At 67.7% G+C, this 15,949-nt stretch carries 17 protein-coding genes; 14 read left to right on the top strand and 3 right to left on the bottom strand.

Features of this window, described 5'->3' with window-relative positions:
* Positions 1-90: 90 nt before the first annotated feature.
* A complete protein-coding gene (gene miaA, locus G8O29_RS11515; RefSeq protein ID WP_367890166.1) occupies positions 91-957 on the bottom strand; it encodes a tRNA (adenosine(37)-N6)-dimethylallyltransferase MiaA in 867 nt (288 codons plus the stop codon).
* 93 nt (positions 958-1,050) lie between these two features.
* Between miaA and pyrH the strand changes: the two genes are divergently transcribed.
* The 12 genes from pyrH to lpxB all read left to right on the top strand — a co-directional run bounded on the left by pyrH (position 1,051) and on the right by lpxB (position 13,139).
* On the top strand, positions 1,051-1,773 hold the full coding sequence (pyrH, locus tag G8O29_RS11510; protein ID WP_166403378.1) for a UMP kinase: 723 nt from the start codon (positions 1,051-1,053) through the stop codon (positions 1,771-1,773).
* A 239-nt stretch (positions 1,774-2,012) separates the two neighbouring features.
* Entirely contained in the window at positions 2,013-2,579 is a 567-nt protein-coding gene (gene frr, locus G8O29_RS11505) for a ribosome recycling factor (RefSeq protein WP_166403377.1), read from the top strand.
* A gap of 22 nt (positions 2,580-2,601) precedes the next feature.
* Positions 2,602-3,336, top strand: a complete 735-nt coding sequence (gene uppS, locus G8O29_RS11500) for a polyprenyl diphosphate synthase (RefSeq protein ID WP_302848579.1) — start codon at positions 2,602-2,604, stop codon at positions 3,334-3,336.
* On the top strand, positions 3,333-4,142 hold the full coding sequence (locus G8O29_RS11495; protein ID WP_166403376.1) for a phosphatidate cytidylyltransferase: 810 nt from the start codon (positions 3,333-3,335) through the stop codon (positions 4,140-4,142). Before uppS ends, G8O29_RS11495 begins: the two co-directional genes overlap by 4 nt.
* Before the next feature lie 4 nt (positions 4,143-4,146).
* Positions 4,147-5,331: a 1-deoxy-D-xylulose-5-phosphate reductoisomerase gene (gene dxr / locus G8O29_RS11490; protein WP_166403375.1), complete on the top strand. Its 1,185-nt coding sequence runs from the start codon at positions 4,147-4,149 to the stop codon at positions 5,329-5,331.
* Positions 5,331-6,659 carry an RIP metalloprotease RseP gene (rseP, locus tag G8O29_RS11485; protein ID WP_166403374.1) on the top strand — a complete coding sequence of 443 codons (1,329 nt, stop codon included), beginning with the start codon at positions 5,331-5,333 and terminating at the stop codon, positions 6,657-6,659. Before dxr ends, rseP begins: the two co-directional genes overlap by 1 nt.
* A 167-nt stretch (positions 6,660-6,826) precedes the next feature.
* Positions 6,827-9,166 carry an outer membrane protein assembly factor BamA gene (gene bamA, locus G8O29_RS11480; protein ID WP_166403373.1) on the top strand — a complete coding sequence of 780 codons (2,340 nt, stop codon included), beginning with the start codon at positions 6,827-6,829 and terminating at the stop codon, positions 9,164-9,166.
* A gap of 77 nt (positions 9,167-9,243) precedes the next feature.
* Entirely contained in the window at positions 9,244-9,750 is a 507-nt protein-coding gene (locus G8O29_RS11475; protein WP_166403372.1) for an OmpH/Skp family outer membrane protein, read from the top strand.
* Positions 9,751-9,849: 99 nt separating this feature from the next.
* Positions 9,850-10,311 (top strand): 3-hydroxyacyl-ACP dehydratase FabZ, encoded by a 462-nt coding sequence (gene fabZ, locus G8O29_RS11470; RefSeq protein ID WP_166403371.1) that lies wholly within the window; start codon positions 9,850-9,852, stop codon positions 10,309-10,311.
* A gap of 7 nt (positions 10,312-10,318) precedes the next feature.
* Positions 10,319-11,125: an acyl-ACP--UDP-N-acetylglucosamine O-acyltransferase gene (lpxA, locus tag G8O29_RS11465; RefSeq protein ID WP_166403370.1), complete on the top strand. Its 807-nt coding sequence runs from the start codon at positions 10,319-10,321 to the stop codon at positions 11,123-11,125.
* Positions 11,126-11,128: 3 nt separating this feature from the next.
* A complete protein-coding gene (locus G8O29_RS11460) occupies positions 11,129-11,932 on the top strand; it encodes an LpxI family protein (RefSeq protein ID WP_166403369.1) in 804 nt (267 codons plus the stop codon).
* Between the two features lie 88 nt (positions 11,933-12,020).
* On the top strand, positions 12,021-13,139 hold the full coding sequence (lpxB, locus tag G8O29_RS11455; RefSeq protein WP_166403416.1) for a lipid-A-disaccharide synthase: 1,119 nt from the start codon (positions 12,021-12,023) through the stop codon (positions 13,137-13,139).
* Here the strand turns inward: lpxB and G8O29_RS11450 are convergent.
* Both G8O29_RS11450 and mnmA read right to left on the bottom strand, forming a co-directional pair.
* Entirely contained in the window at positions 13,099-13,602 is a 504-nt protein-coding gene (locus G8O29_RS11450; protein ID WP_166403368.1) for a DUF2059 domain-containing protein, read from the bottom strand. The genes lpxB and G8O29_RS11450 overlap by 41 nt on opposite strands.
* Complete coding sequence (mnmA, locus tag G8O29_RS11445) at positions 13,599-14,735, bottom strand: tRNA 2-thiouridine(34) synthase MnmA (protein WP_166403367.1); 1,137 nt, start codon at positions 14,733-14,735, stop codon at positions 13,599-13,601. The genes G8O29_RS11450 and mnmA overlap by 4 nt, the downstream gene beginning before the upstream one ends.
* Positions 14,736-14,859: 124 nt before the next feature.
* Between mnmA and sciP the strand changes: the two genes are divergently transcribed.
* Entirely contained in the window at positions 14,860-15,138 is a 279-nt protein-coding gene (gene sciP / locus G8O29_RS11440; RefSeq protein ID WP_166403366.1) for a CtrA inhibitor SciP, read from the top strand.
* 95 nt (positions 15,139-15,233) lie between these two features.
* Complete coding sequence (gene ctrA, locus G8O29_RS11435; protein WP_166403365.1) at positions 15,234-15,941, top strand: response regulator transcription factor CtrA; 708 nt, start codon at positions 15,234-15,236, stop codon at positions 15,939-15,941.
* Positions 15,942-15,949 lie beyond the last annotated feature (8 nt).

Genomic DNA, 15,949 nt, shown 5'->3' with positions numbered 1-15,949 from the left:
GGCCGGACTTGTCCACGGATGTTCCATTTTTCTGTGCAAAAGGCTGTGGATAAGTGGAAAACCGCTGCAACTTTCGCGGGCAAGCCCATGTCAGGGAAGGGAAACCTGCCGCCAGGCGCGCATGTTCGATCTGAACCAGGTGCGCTGGCGTTTGGCATACTGCCGGCTGGCCACAACTGCCGCATCGGCGGCATCGGAGAGTGTCAGCTCACCCCGCAGGTGCGCAATCAGTTCGGCTGCGCCGATGGCCTTGGAGGAGGGCAGGCCCGGGTCCCAGTCGGCGAGGTTGGCACGGGCCTCATTCAAGGCCCCGTCGCGCAACATCTGGTGAAATCGCCGGGCGATGCGGTCGTTCAGCCAGGCGACATCGGGAACCAGGACCAGCGCCTCGGCCCGATCCAGCGGCAGGAGGGGCGCGGGCGTGTCCTGCTGCCAGGAGGCCAGCCCGCGGCCGGTGGCCCGCAGCACCTCCCAGGCGCGCTGGATGCGGGCCGGGTTCCGCCGGTCGATGCGGGCGGCGGTTGCCGCGTCCAGTTCGGACAGCAGCGCAGCGTGACCTTCGGCGGCACGGCGGGCGTCGGCCTCGGCCCGCACGACCGCGGGAATGGCGGGCACCTCGGCCAGCCCCCTGGTCAAGGCGTTGAAGTTCAGCCCCGTGCCGCCGACGATCACCACGGGCTGCGACAGGAGGGGTGCCACGTCGCGCAGCCAGTGGCCGACGGAATAGATTATGTCGCGTGCCACGTGACCATAGAGCGCATGGGGCGCCGCGGCCTCGTCCGCGGGCGAGGGACGGGCGGTCAGGATGCGCCAGTTGGCATAGACCTGAAGCGCGTCGGCGTTCACGATCAGACGGTTGTCGCGCGTGGCAAGCTCCAGCGCCAGGGCCGACTTGCCGCTGGCGGTGGGACCGGCGATCAGCACCGGAGCCTCGCGCGATATGCTGGCGGTCTGCACCTGGAAACCCCGCCCGATCGGCTGTTGAACCTTCCGCGCTTTTGCGACATTTTGCGGCCCAGTCCAAACAAGAAAACGATATGCAGGGGTCCCATGACGGAGACAGCCACCAAATACAGCCGCGTGATGCTGAAGATCAGCGGCGAGGCGCTGATGGGGGACCAGGGCTATGGCCTGCATCCGCCCACCGTGGCCCGCATCGCCGAGGAGGTGAAATCGGTCCGCGACCTGGGCGTCGAGATCTGCATGGTGATCGGCGGCGGCAACATCTTTCGCGGCCTGCAAGGCAGCGCGCAGGGCATGGAGCGGACGACGGCGGATTACATGGGGATGCTGGCCACGGTGATGAACGCGCTGGCCATGCAGTCGGCGCTGGAGGCAATCGGGGTCTTCACCCGCGTCATCAGTGCGATCCCGATGGATCAGGTCTGCGAGCCCTACATCCGCCGCCGCGCGGTGCGGCATCTGGAGAAGAAGCGGGTCTGCATCTTTGCCGCAGGGACCGGCAACCCCTATTTCACCACCGACACGGCGGCGACCCTGCGGGCGTCGGAAATGGCCTGTCAGGCGATCTTCAAGGGGACGAAAGTCGATGGGGTCTATGACAAGGACCCGAAGAAGCATGCCGATGCCAGACGATACGACCATGTGACCTATGACGAGGTGCTGGAGAAGCATCTGGGCGTGATGGACGCGACCGCCATCGCCCTGGCGCGGGACAATGCGCTGCCGATCATCGTCTTCAGCCTGGACGAGCCCGGCGGGTTCCGGGGAATCCTGGCCGGGCAGGGGACCTATACCCGGGTTCAGGACTGACCCCTTGCGAGCGCAGCGTTAATTGGCCATGGCGGGGCGATTTCCGCGGTCTGCCATCCGTCTGGCATCCGTCTGGCATGCGTATGGCACCCGGTCTGGCCTCTGCGCGGTTAACCAAGGCGGGCGGGCGGGCGAAGTTGCGGGCAGGTGCTTTGGCCTATACCGGGCCGCGCAGGCTCTGCTATAGAGCGCGAAATCGCGGGGCGGGCAGCCCGCCGGGGAAGTGAAGGAGCAGCAAGATGGCTCATGAAGAGATCGAGATCGACACCGACGCGCTTCAGCGCCGGATGGATGGCGCGATGGCGGCGCTGAAGACGGAGTTCGCCTCGCTGCGGACGGGACGGGCCTCGGCCGCGATCGTCGAGCCGATCCAGGTCGAAGCCTACGGCCAGATGACGCCGATCAACCAGCTGGGCACGGTGAACGTGCCCGAGCCGCGGATGGTGGTGATCAATGTCTGGGACAAGGCGCTGGTCGGCAAGGTCGAGAAGGCGATCCGCGAAAGCGGCATCGGGATCAACCCGGTGACGGACGGCCCGCTGATCCGCCTGCCGATTCCGGAGCTGAACGAGGAACGTCGCCGCGAATTGACCAAAGTTGCCGCGCATTATGCCGAACAGGCCAAGATTGCGATTCGCAACGTGCGGCGCGACGGAATGGACCAGATCAAGAAGGCCAAGGCGCAGGGCATGAGCGAGGATGACCAGAAATTCTGGTCCGACGCGGTGCAGGAACTGACCGACAAGGCGATCGCCGCGGTTGACAAGGCGCTGGAGGCCAAGCAGGCGGAGATCATGCAGGTCTGACCTGCAGTCGGAGGGGCGGCGATTGTCGAAGGACTTGCAGGTGGAGGCCCCGGCGCGGCCGGTCAACCATCTGGCGATCATCATGGACGGCAACGGCCGCTGGGCCACGAACCGGGGCTGGGCGCGGCTGGTGGGCCACCGCAAGGGCGCCGAACGCGTGCGCGAGATCGTCAAGGCCGCACCCGACCTCGGGATCAAGTGGCTGACGCTCTACGCCTTTTCCACCGAGAACTGGAAGCGGTCCACAGAGGAAGTCCTGGGCCTGATGGCGATCTTCGCCCGCTACATCGAGCGCGAGGCCGACCGGCTGGCCATGGCGGGCGTGCGGATGCGCTTCATCGGCGACCGGACCCGGCTGGACCCCAAGCTGCAACGGCTGATGGCCGGGATCGAGGCGCGGACGGCGGGGCTGGACCGGCTGAACCTGACGGTGGCGGTCAACTACGGCGGGCGGGACGAGATCCTGCGCGCGGTCAAGGCCGTGGCCCAGGCGGCGGCCTCGGGCCTGCTGGACCCGCGGCACCTGACCGAGGCGGCCTTTGCCGAGCGGCTGGATACCGCCTGCCTGCCCGATCCCGACCTGGTGATCCGCACCTCGGGCGAGACCCGGACCTCGAACTTCCTGCCCTGGCAGGCAGCCTATGCCGAATACGAGTTCACCGAGACGCTCTGGCCCGATTTCGGCCCCCAGGAACTTGCGGCGATCGTGCGGCGCTTCTCGAACCGGCAGCGGCGCTTCGGCGGGGTGGTCCGGTGAGCGAGCCGGGGCCGGCGCCTGCCGGCAGATGGGCGGACCTGCGCACGCGCATCCTGTCGGCCATCGTCATGCTGGCGGTGGGGGCGGTCGAGATCTGGCTGGGCGGCACCGCCTTTGCCGCGCTGGTCATCGTGCTGACGGCGGTGATGATCTGGGAACTGGCGACGATGACGGCGCCCCAACGCCGGCGCGCGCCGGTGACCATCGCGGTTCTGGCCGGGGCGGCGCTGATGCTGGCTCTTGTCCTGCGCAGCGAGATCGCGACGCTGTTCCTGATGGTGCCGACGCTGGTGCTGATCCTGACCCCGCGGCGCGACCGCCGGCTTTCCGGCGCCTATGCGCTGGCGATCATGCTGGCGGGTTACGGGCTGGTCGATCTGCGCGAGGCCGGCGGCGACCGGGCGATTCTCTGGGTCGTGGCGGTGGTGATCGTGTCGGACGTGCTGGGCTATTTCGTCGGGCGCCTGGTGGGCGGGCCGAAGTTCTGGCCGGCGCTGAGCCCGAAGAAGACCTGGTCGGGCACGGTGGCGGGCTGGGTCGGCGCGGCGCTGGTCGGTCTGGCCTTCGCCCTGGTCGCGGGGACCAGCTGGCTGATCGTGCCGGTCTCGGCGCTGATGGCCCTGGCCGGACAGCTGGGCGACATCGCCGAAAGCTGGATCAAGCGGCGGGCGGGGGTCAAGGACTCCTCGGTTCTGATTCCGGGCCATGGCGGGGTGCTTGACCGTTTCGACGCGCTGATCGGCGCGGTCAGCTTCGTGCTGCTGCTGGGGCTTTTCGCCCCGGTCACGCGGCTGTTCGGAGGCTGAGCGGATGCGCAGCGTCTCGATCTTCGGCGTCACCGGGTCCATCGGCGAGCAGACCGTCGATCTTCTGATGCGCGCCGGCGGGGCCGAGGCGCACCGTGTGGTGGCACTGACCGGCGGGCGCAACATCGCCCGCCTGGCCGAGACGGCGCGCGCCCTGCGGGCCGAGGTGGCGGTCTGTGCCGACCCCGGGGGCCTGGAGGAGCTGCGCGCGCGGCTGGCGGGATCGGGCGTCGAGGCGGCGGCGGGGGCGGCGGCCATCCTCGAGGCGGCGGACCGCCCGGCCGACTGGATCATGAGTGCGATCGTCGGTGCCGCCGGTCTGGCGCCGGGGTTCCGCGCGCTGCGGCACGCCGGGACCCTGGCCCTGGCCAACAAGGAGAGCCTGGTCACCGCCGGCCCCCTGCTGATGGCCGAGGCCGCCCGGCATGGCGCGCGGATCCTGCCGGTGGACAGCGAACATTCGGCGATCTTCCAGGCGCTGGTCGGCGAGGACATCGCAACGGTGGAACGCATCATCCTGACCGCCTCGGGCGGGGCGCTGCGCGACTGGCCGCTGGAGCGGCTGGCCCAGGCCACGGTGGCCGAGGCGCTGGCGCATCCGAACTGGGCGATGGGGAAACGGATCACCATCGATTCGGCCAGCATGTTCAACAAGGCGCTGGAAGTCATCGAGACGCGGGAATTCTTCGGCGTCGCGCCCGAACAGGTCGAGGTCATCATCCATCCCGAAAGCCTGATCCATTCCATGGTCGGCTACCGCGACGGTGCTATCATGGCGCATATGGGCGCGCCCGACATGCGCCATTCCATCGGCTATGCGCTGAACTGGCCGGAGCGGTCGCATCTGCCGGTCGCGCGGCTGGACCTGGCCGCGATCGGGCAGCTGACCTTCCGGGCACCGGACCTCGCGCGCTATCCGGCGCTGCGGCTGGCGCGCGAGGTGATGGCGCGGCGCGGCCTGGCCGGGGCGGCCTTCAACGCGGCGAAGGAGATCGCGCTGGATCACTTCCTCGCGGGCGGCATCGGATTCATGGACATGGGCCGGGTGGTCGAGGCGACGCTTGCGGCACTCGATCCCGATCTTGGCCGCGAAAACGACAGAATGACCCTTGAGGATGTGCAGGCCGTGGACCATCTGGCACGGCAAAGGGCGGGCGAGATCGCGCGCCGGCAGGCAGGAGAGCGGTGATGGAAGCGATTGTGGCGGCGCTTGGCGGCACGGCCTGGACGGTGGTGTTCTTCGTGATCGCGCTGTCGGTGATCGTCTTCGTGCACGAATACGGCCATTACATCGTCGGCCGCTGGACGGGCATCCATTCCGAGGTCTTCTCGGTGGGCTTCGGCCCGGTCCTGTTCAGCCGCACCGACCGGCGCGGCACGAAATGGCAGGTCGCGGCGATTCCCTTCGGCGGCTATGTGAAGTTCCTGGGCGATGCGGATGCGTCCTCGGTCCGCGCGGGCGATGTCTCCGGCCTGTCGGCGGACGAAAAGCGCCACACGATGGCCGGCGCGCCGCTGTGGGCGCGGGCGGCGACGGTGGCGGCGGGGCCGGTGTTCAACTTCATCCTGACCTTCGTGCTGCTGGCGGGTCTGTCGCTGGCCGTGGGCGTCCCGCGCGAGGAGCCGACGGTGGGCAAGGTCCGGGCCTTCCCCTTCGAGGGCGCCGCGCTGGTCGAGGGCGACGTGATCCTGGCGGTGGAAGGCCAGCCCACGCCGGACTGGGCGACGTTCAACCGGGTGATCGACGCCATCGAGGACAGGGTGGCGCTGCGCTATACCCTGCGGCGTGGCACGGACGAGATCGAGGTCACCGGGCCGCATCCCCGCGCGCCGGTGGTGGGCGAGGTGCAGATCCGCTCGGCCGCGATGGATGCGGGGCTGCGCGCCGGTGACGTGATCCTGAAGGTGGACGGCAGGGACGTGCGCTTCTTCGCCGAACTGCCCGAGATCGTCTCGGCCAGCAAGGGCCGTCCGGTGACCCTGACGGTCTGGCGCGACGGGCGCACCTTCGAGCTGTCGCTGACCCCGCGCATCCGCACGGTGGACGATGGCAACGGCGGCTTCACCGAGCGCTATCTGCTGGGGCTTTATTCGGGGATGTTCTTCGAACCGGCCGTGCGCCGGGTCGGCCCGTGGGAAGCCGTCACCGGCGCGGCGCAGACCATGTGGCTGATGACCACGACCACCTTTTCGGGCCTGTGGCACATGATCCAGGGCGCCATCTCCAGCTGCAACCTCGCGGGCGCGATCGGCATGGCCGAAACCGCGGGCGACGCGGCGCGCAATGGCGCGGTCAGCTTCGTCAGCATGCTGGCCATCCTGTCGCTGGGGGTGGGCATCCTGAACCTCTTCCCGATTCCGGTGCTGGACGGCGGACATCTGGTGTTCCACGCCTATGAGGCCGTCACCCGTCGCAAGCCGTCGGACCGGGCGCTGCGGATTCTGACGACCGTGGGGCTGACGCTGGTCCTGTCGATCATGCTGTTCGGGCTGAGCCGCGATCTCATGTGCCACTGAGGGCCGGACAGGCCGGCCGCTCCGACCCGCGGCCTGGTCTGCGGGCATTGCCCTGCGACCACAACATCTTGCAAAGTTATCCACAGGGACCGCAGGCTTTTGACAAACCTGCGCTTTCCCGCTAGTCAATCCCGAAACAAGAAATTCGGCGAGGATGCACAATGCGGATGACCCAACGCGCAGCCCAGGGACGGACGGCCCGGGCAAGGTCCGGGGCTCGTCTGCTGGCCACGGCGGTTTTCCTCGGCGCCGCAACGGCTTCGCAGCCGTTCCTTCAGCCGGCCCATGCCCAGGTCTATTCCTTTTCGAACGTGACCATCGAAGGCAATGAGCGCGTCGATGCCGCGACGATCCTGAACTATGCCGGAATCAGGCGCGGGCAGGAGCTGTCGGCCGGCGCGCTGAACGACGCCTACCAGCGCATCCTGAACTCGAACCTCTTCGAGACGGTGGAACTCTTGCCGCAGGGTTCGACCCTGGTGATCCGGGTCAGGGAATACCCGATCGTCAACGTCATCTCGATCGAGGGCAACAAGCGGCTGAAGGACGAGAAGCTGGCCGAGCTGATCAAGTCGCAGCCGCGCCGGGTCTATTCCCCCGCCCAGGCCGAGGCCGATGCGGCGGCCATGGCCGAGGCCTACCGGGTGGGCGGGCGTCTGGCCGCGACGGTGACGCCCAAGATCATCCGCCGCAGCGAAAACCGCGTCGATCTGGTGTTCGAGATCACCGAGGGCCGCGTGGTCGAGAACGAGCGGATCAGCTTCGTCGGCAACAAGGCCTTTTCGGACCGCCGGCTGCGCCAGGTGCTGGCGACCAAGCAGGCCGGCCTTCTGCGCACGCTGATCCAGCGCGACACTTTCGTCGCCGAGCGGCTGGAGCTGGACCGCAAGATGCTGACCGACTTCTACCAGTCGCGCGGCTTCATCGATTTCCAGGTGGTCGATGCCAGCGCGGAGCTGAGCCGCGAACGGGACGCGACCTTCGTCACCTTCACCGTGCGCGAGGGGCTGTCCTACAAGATCGGCAAGGTCACGACCGTCTCGGAGGTCGAGGGGCTGGACACGGCCGAGTTCGAGGCGGTGCAGCGCATCCGCACCGGTCAGACCTACAGCCCGCTCTTGATCGACAACAACATCACCCGGATGGAGACGCTGGCGCTGAAGAAGGGCCTGAACTTCATCCGGGTCGAACCGCGCATCACCCGCGACAACCGCAACCAGGCAGTGGACATCGAATTCGCCGTCGTCCGCGGCCAGCGCATCTTCGTCGAGCGGATCGACATCGAGGGCAACACCACCACCCTTGACCAGGTGGTGCGGCGCCAGTTCCGCACGAGCGAAGGCGACCCCTTCAACCCGCGCGAGATCCGTCAGGCCGCCGAGCGCATCCGCGCGCTTGGCTTCTTCTCCGATGCCCAGGTCAACGCCGACCAGGGCTCGGCGCCGGATCAGGTGGTGGTGAACGTCGATGTCGAGGAACAGCCGACCGGCTCGCTGAACTTCGGGGTCAGCTATTCGGTGGCGAACGGCACCGGCTTCAACATCGGCTTTTCCGAGTCGAATTTCCTGGGTCGCGGCCAGCGGCTGTCGTTGTCGATCTCGACCGCGTCCAGCAACCAGAATTCCAGCTTCAGCTTCACCGAGCCGGCCTTCCTGGGCCGGGACATGCGGTTTTCGATCGGGGCCTTCTATCGGACCTCGGAATCCGATTTCTCGGTCTATGACACCCGCAACATCGGCTTCAACACCGGGATCGGCTTTGCCGTGGGTGAGCAATCGACGCTGGATCTGCGGATCGGAGCATCCGAGGACAAGCTGTACAACTATACCGGCGACTCGCCCATCATCATCGCCGAAGAGGCCGAGGGCGCCCGGCGGACCGCCTTTGTGGGCTACACCTACGAGTTCGACAACCGGATCACCGGCCTGAACCCGAAGGGCGGGGTGCTTCTGCGCTTTGGCCAGGACTTCGCGGGGCTGGGCGGCGACAACAGCTATATCAAGACCACCGCGCTTGCCCTGGCCGAGACCAAGGTCCTGAACGAGGAAGTGACCCTGCGCGCCATCGTCGAGGGCGGCGCGATCACCTCGCTCGGCGGCAATGTCACGCGCGTGACCGACCGTTTCTTCGGCAACGGCAAGGTCCGCGGCTTCGAGCCGAACGGCTATGGCCCGCGCGATCTGGGCGCCGCCAATCAGGACGCGCTGGGGGGCAACATGTTCGCCGTGGCGCGCTTCGAGGCCGATTTCCCGCTGGGCCTGCCCGAGGAATACGGCATCTCGGGCGGCGCCTTCTTCGACGTCGGCTCGGTCTGGAGCCTGGACAACACGGCAGGGTTCGGCGGGGCAGAGGTGGATGACGGATTCAACCCGCGCGCCACGGTCGGCCTGTCGCTGTTCTGGACCACGCCGATCGGGCCGCTGCGCTTCAACTTCACCCGGGCGTTGGTGAAGGAAGACTACGACAAGGAACAGACCTTCGACCTGACGGTCCAGACCAGGTTCTGAGCATGACGGTGCGGCACGGACTCCGGCGCCGCGGAAGGGGGCGCCCGGGGCTTCGGACCTGGATCGCCGCGGGCCTGATGCTGCTGGGCGCGGGGGCGATGGCGCAGGACATCCCGGTGCCGGCGCCGATCCTGACGCTGGATCAGGACCGGCTGTTCCTGGAATCCGACTTCGGCAAGGCGGTGATCGCGCGCGAACGGGCCGATACATCGGCGCTGGAGCAGGAGAACCGCCGCATCGAGGCGGAACTCATTGCCGAGGAACAGGCGCTGACCGAGGCCCGGGCGACGCTGAGCGCCGAAGAGTTCTCGGCCCGCGCGGCTGCTTTCGATGCCAAGGTGGAACGGATCCGGGACGAACAGGACGCCAAGGCCCGGCGGCTGACCGAGCGGCGCGACCAGGACCGCAAGGCCTTTCTGGAGGTGGCGGTGCCCGTGCTTGGCGCGCTGCTTGGCGACAGCGGGGCGACGGTGATCCTGGAGAAGAGCCAGGTCATTCTCTCCCTGTCGGCGGTGGACGTGACCGACGAGGCGATCCGCCGGGTCAATGCCGCGCTTGCCTCGCCGCCGCCGGCCGCGCCCTGAACGGCCGCGCGCAGGGCCGCAGCAACTTGTGCCACGGCGCGCGACTTGCTAGCTAGGCCGCAAAGCGTGCGGCCCTTTGGCCGGGGATGGGGTGACAGGATGGAGGCAAGCGCCGTGACACATGCCGATCTGGATCTGATCCAGCGGATCATTCCGCACCGGTACCCCTTCCTCCTGATCGACAAGGTGCGCGACATCGTGCTCAACGAGTCCTGTGTCGGCATCAAGTGCGTCACCCTGAACGAGCCGCAGTTCCAGGGCCATTTCCCCGGCATGCCGATCTTTCCGGGCGTGATGATCATCGAGGCGATGGCGCAGACCTCGGGCGTGCTGGTCGGCCTGTCGATGGATCTGGTGGACCGCAACGCCAAGGTTTTCTTCATGGGCGTGGACGGGGTGAAGTTCCGCCGCAAGGTGGTGCCGGGCGATGTGCTGGAGCTGCATGTCAAGGCGCTGCGCGGCGGGGGCCGGGTCTGGAAGTTCGAGGGCCGTGCCATGGTCGAGGGCGAGCTGGCCTGCGAGGCGACCTTCATGGCGATGTTCGACGTGGCCAGGGCCTGAGCCGGGCATGAGCATCCACCCCACAGCCCGCATCCATCCTTCTGCCCTTGTCGAAAGCGGGGCGGTGCTGGGCGAGGGCTGCGTCATCGGCCCCTTTTCGATCATCGGGCCCGAGGTCGTGCTGGGCGCGCGGGTCACGGTGAAGTCGCATGCCGTCGTCACCGGATGGACAGAGATCGGCGACGATTCGGTGATCTTTCCCTTCGCCACCGTGGGCGAGGTGCCGCAGGACCTGAAATACCAGGGCGAGCATACCCGGCTGGTCGTGGGGCGTCGCTGCCGGATCCGCGAGGGCGCGACGCTGAACACCGGGACCCAGGGCGGCGGCGGGATCACGCGGGTCGGCGATGACGTGCTGATCATGACCGGCGCCCATGTCGGCCACGATGCCCAGATCGGCAACCGGGTGATCCTGGTCAACAACGTGGCCATCGCGGGCCATGTGGTGCTGGGCGACGACGTGATCGTGGGCGGGCTGTCCGGGGTGCATCAATGGGTGCGGATCGGGCAGGGGGCGATCATCGGGGCGGTGACGATGGTGACCAATGACGTGATCCCCTACGGTCTGGTGCAGGCGCCGCGGGGCGAGCTGGACGGGCTGAACCTGGTGGGGCTGAAGCGGCGGGGCGTGGACCGGGCCGGGATCACTGCGCTGCGGGCCGCCTATCAGACCCTGGCGCAGGAGGACGGCAGTTTTGTCGATCGCGCGCGCAAGCTGGCCGAGGAAAGCGACAATCCGCTGGTGCGCGAGATCGCCGAATTCATCCTGTCGAAATCCGACCGCAGCTTCCTGACCCCCAAGGGCGGGCGCTGAGCCATGCGATCCGCGATCATCGCCGGGCGGGGGCGGTTGCCGGCCGAACTGGCCCAGGCGATGGCCGAGCCGCCGCTGGTCGCGGCGCTGGATGGCTTTTCGCCCGAAGGGATCACGGTGGACCTGACATTCCGCGTCGAGCGACTGGTTCCCTTCCTGCGCGCGCTGGAACGGGACGGCGTGGGCCGGGTGGTCTTTGCCGGTGCGGTCAGCCGGCCGCGTCTGGACCCGGCCCTGTTCGACGAGGGCACGGCCGCGCTGGTGCCGCGGCTGATGCAGGCGATGGCGGCGGGGGACGATGCGACGCTGCGGGTGGTGATCGAGCTGTTCGAGGAGTTCGGCTTTGCCGTGGCCGGGGTCGAGGACGTGGCCCCGGCTCTGCTTCCGGGCGCGGGCGTGCTGGCCGGGACGGTCGGCGCGCGCGACGAGGCCGATGCGGCACGGGCCGCCGAGATCGTCGCGGCGCTGGGGGCGGTTGATGTGGGGCAGGGCGCGGTGGTGGCGCAGGGCCTGTGCCTGGGCGTCGAGGCGCTGCCGGGGACCGATGCGCTTCTGGCGCAGGTGGCGGGCATCGGCGCGCTGCGGCCCGATCCGGCGCGGGGGCGGGGCGTCTTCTACAAGGCGGCGAAGCCGGGGCAGGACCGGCGGATCGACCTGCCGACGCTTGGCCCGGATTCCTTGCGCGGTGCGGCGGCGGCGGGTCTTGGCGGCATCGCCTTCCAGGCCGGATCGGTGATCTGCCTCGACCTGCCCGAAATGCGCCGCCTGGCCGGAGAGCTGGGACTGTTCCTGTGGTCGCGGGCATGACCCAAGGGGGCTCATCGCTTGCTTCGCGGCGCTCTTCGCCGGGCACGCCGCAGCGAAGAGCGGTCGCGGACCGGCGATGAGCGGTCCCGTGAAGCTGTTCCTCATCGCGGGCGAGCCCTCGGGCGACCGGCTGGGCGCCGCGCTGATGGCGGGGATGAAATCCCTGACGGCAGTGGAGTTCGCGGGCATCGGCGGACCCATGATGCAAGCCGAGGGGATGGCGAGCCTTTTCCCGATGGAAGAGCTTTCGGTGATGGGCATCGCCGAGGTGCTGCCGAAGTATCTCCACCTGAAGCGGCGCATCCGCGAGGCGGCTGCCGCCGCGCTGGCCTCGGGCGCCGAGGCGCTGGTCACCATCGACAGCCCGGATTTCTGCCTGCGGGTGGCGAAGATCGTCAAGGCCGCGCGGCCCGACATGCGCACCATCCACTATGTCGCGCCGTCGGTCTGGGCCTGGCGGCCGGGGCGGGCGCAGAAGATGGCGCGGGTGATCGATCATGTGCTGGCGCTCTTGCCCTTCGAGCCGCCCTACATGACGGCCGCCGGCATGACCTGCGATTTCGTCGGTCATCCGGTGGTGGCCGAGCCCTTGGCCTCCGAGGTCGAACGGGCCGCCTTTGCGGGCGAGGGACCGCTTCTGCTGGCGCTGCCGGGGTCGCGGCGGGGCGAAGTCACGCGGCTGGCGCCGGTCTTCCGCGAGGTGGTCGGGCGGCTGAAGGCGCGGCATACGGGGCTGCGGGTGGCGGTGCCGACGGTGCGGGGGGTGGCCGGGCTGGTGCGCGAAATGACGGCCTCCTGGCCCGTTGTCCCCACGATCATCGAGGATGCAGCCGCCAAGCGCGGCGCTTTCGCCGCGGCGGATGTGGCGCTGGCGGCCTCGGGCACCGTCTCGCTGGAACTGGCGGCCAACGCCTGCCCCATGGTCATCGCCTATGACATGCACCCGCTGACCCTGTGGCTGATGCGCCGCGCGGCGCTGGTGGACACGGTGACGCTGGTCAATCTGGTCAGCGAAACGCGCGCGGTGCCCGAGTTCATCGGGCCGGACTGCCGCGCCGAGAGGATCGCCCCCGCATTGGAGGCGGTTCTCGCCGCCCCGGCAGCGCAGAAAGCCGCCATGGCGCTGACGATGGAGCGGCTGGGCAAGGGGGGAGAGGCCCCCGGTCTCAGGGCTGCGCGGTCGGTCCTGGCGGCTGTTCGCCGTTGATGACGGCCAGAACCCTGGGCATCAGCCCCTGCATCTGGTCGTTGATCAGCGCCATCATCCCCGGCTGCTGCGCCGCGGTCAGTTGCGGCAGCTTGGCCATCACCGATCGCCCCTCGGGCGTGGCGTAGAAGTCGCGCAGCGCGGTGATCTCGGCCAGGGTCATGATGTCGGCCATGATCTGGGACTGGTCGCGCATCAGGGCGAACATCGGTTCGGTGAAGGTGTCGAGGTAGAGCCGACGGATTTCCCCGATCTGCGCTTCGCTCAGCGTCTGGCCGCCTGTCGCCACCTGTTGCAGGATCGGCTGATACATCGTCTCGATCACCGCCCCCATGTCGAAGGCGGCAAGCGCCAGTTCCACATATTCGCTGGCCGCGGCCACCCGTTCTTCCCGAGTTTCGGACAGGGCGGGGGTGGCCAGGGCCAGCAGGGCGGCCAGAACAAGCGGTCTTACAGGGGTCATCCTTTCCAGATCCAGCCACCGCCGAAGATGCGGCTGCCCTCGGGGGCGTAGAAGACGCAGGCCTGGCCCGGGCTCACGCCATCCTCGGGCGCCAGCAGTTCCACCTCGGCGGTGGTCGGGCCGGTCGGGCGCAGGATCGCCGCGCGGGGCGGACGGGTGGAGCGCACCTTGACGTTCAGCTGCCATTCGGGGCGGCTGTCGAAGGGGGCATCGCCCAGCCAGTTGATCTCGCGCACCGGGACGATGCGGGTCGAAAGCGCCGCCTTGGGGCCGACGATGACGCGGCGCGTGGCAGGATCAAGCCTGACCACATAGAGCGGATCCTCCAGCCCGCCGATCCCCAGGCCCTTGCGCTGGCCGATCGTGTAGTGGATCACGCCGCGATGCTGGCCGAGGACATGTCCGTCCAGATCCACGATCTCGCCCGGATCGGCGGCGCCGGGGCGCAGCTTTTCGATCACGGCGGCATAGTTGCCGTTCGGGACAAAGCAGATGTCCTGGCTGTCGGGCTTGTCCGCAACCGGCAACCCGTATTTCGCCGCCAGCGCCCGGGTTTCGGCCTTCGAGGCCAGATGGCCCAGCGGAAAGCGCAGGTAGTCCAGCTGTTCCGGCGTGGTCGAGAAGAGGAAGTAGGACTGGTCGCGCGCGGGGTCTGCGGCCTGATGCAGTTCCGGCCCGTGATCGCCCATCTTGCGCTGGATGTAGTGGCCGGTGGCCATGCAATCGGCGTCCAGATCCCTGGCGGTGGCCAGAAGATCCTTGAACTTCACCCGCTCGTTGCAGCGGATGCAGGGCACCGGCGTCGCGCCTGCCAGATAGGCATCGGCGAATTCCTCGATCACCGCCTCGCGGAAGCTGTTCTCGTAGTCCAGGACGTAATGCGGAAAGCCCATGGTTTCGGCCACCCGGCGCGCGTCGTGGATGTCGCGGCCCGCGCAGCAGGCCCCCTTCTTCGCCAGCGCGGCGCCATGGTCATACAATTGCAGCGTGACGCCCACGACGTCATAGCCTTCCTCGGCCAGCTGTGCCGCCACGACCGAACTGTCCACACCGCCGGACATGGCCACGACCACCCGCGTCTCGGACGGGGGTTTGGGCAGGCCAAGAGAGTTGAGGGCCAGGTCGCGCGGCATGATGATTGTCCGGGTTCAGGGAATGATGGGGAATATATGAAAATGCTGTGCAGTCTCAATCCCCAGTTTCAGCTTTGATTAAGCCTGTTGCGGCATCTTCGGTCGAAACGGAGAGGGATCGGTGATGTTTCTCAAGCGTGTCGACGGACCCAGACAGGTCACATTGCCCGACGGCAGCATCCTTTCGCGGGCGGATCTGCCGCCGGTGGACACCCGGCGCTGGGTGGCCAGCCGCAAGGCGGTGGTGGTGAAGGCCGTGGTCTTCGGCCTGATCTCCGAACGCGAGGCGCTGGAGCGCTATGCGCTGTCGGAGGAAGAGTTCGCGTTGTGGCGCACTGCCGCGCTGAAACACGGCGAGGACGGGCTGAAAGTCACCTCGATCCGAAAGTATAGACAACTTTAAATGGATTCAATTTCTCCCTCTGGCATAGTAACGCTCGGTTAACCAATTGGCGGCAAGTTCGTTAACGATGAGAACCTGAGCGGAGTGATTGGATCATGCGTATTCTGCTTGTCGAGGATGACCCCACGACCTCGCGCAGCATCGAACTGATGCTGACCCATGCCAACCTGAACGTCTATTGCACCGACATGGGCGAGGACGGGATCGACCTGGCAAAGCTGTACGATTACGACCTTATCCTGCTGGACCTGAACCTGCCGGACATGAGCGGGCACGAGGTCCTGCGCCAGGTGCGCCAGGCCAGGGTGGAAACGCCGATCCTGATCCTGTCGGGCGCGGATGACACGGAAAACAAGCTGAAAGGCTTCGGTTTCGGTGCCGACGACTACCTGACCAAGCCCTTCCACCGCGAGGAACTGGTGGCGCGGATCCATGCCATCATCCGCCGCTCGAAAGGCCACAGCCAGTCGGTGATCCGGACCGGGCGGATCTCGGTGAACCTGGATGCCAAGACCGTGGATGTCGATGGCAAGCCGGTGCATCTGACCGGCAAGGAATATCAGATGCTGGAGCTTCTGTCCCTGCGCAAGGGGACGACGCTGACCAAGGAAATGTTCCTCAACCATCTTTACGGCGGCATGGACGAACCGGAATTGAAGATCATCGATGTCTTCATCTGCAAGCTGCGCAAGAAACTGGCCGAGGCGACGGGTGGCGACAATTACATCGAGACGGTCTGGGGCCGCGGCTATGTGCTGCGCGACCCGGCCGGCGGACAGGCCCGGCTGGCGGCCAGCGCCTGATCTTTACC

The organism is Rhodobacter calidifons, assembly GCF_011174775.1.
Lineage (GTDB): Bacteria > Pseudomonadota > Alphaproteobacteria > Rhodobacterales > Rhodobacteraceae > Tabrizicola > Tabrizicola calidifons.
The sequence above is the reverse complement of the archived record's forward strand: the minus strand, read 5'-3'. Positions and strand labels throughout refer to the sequence as shown.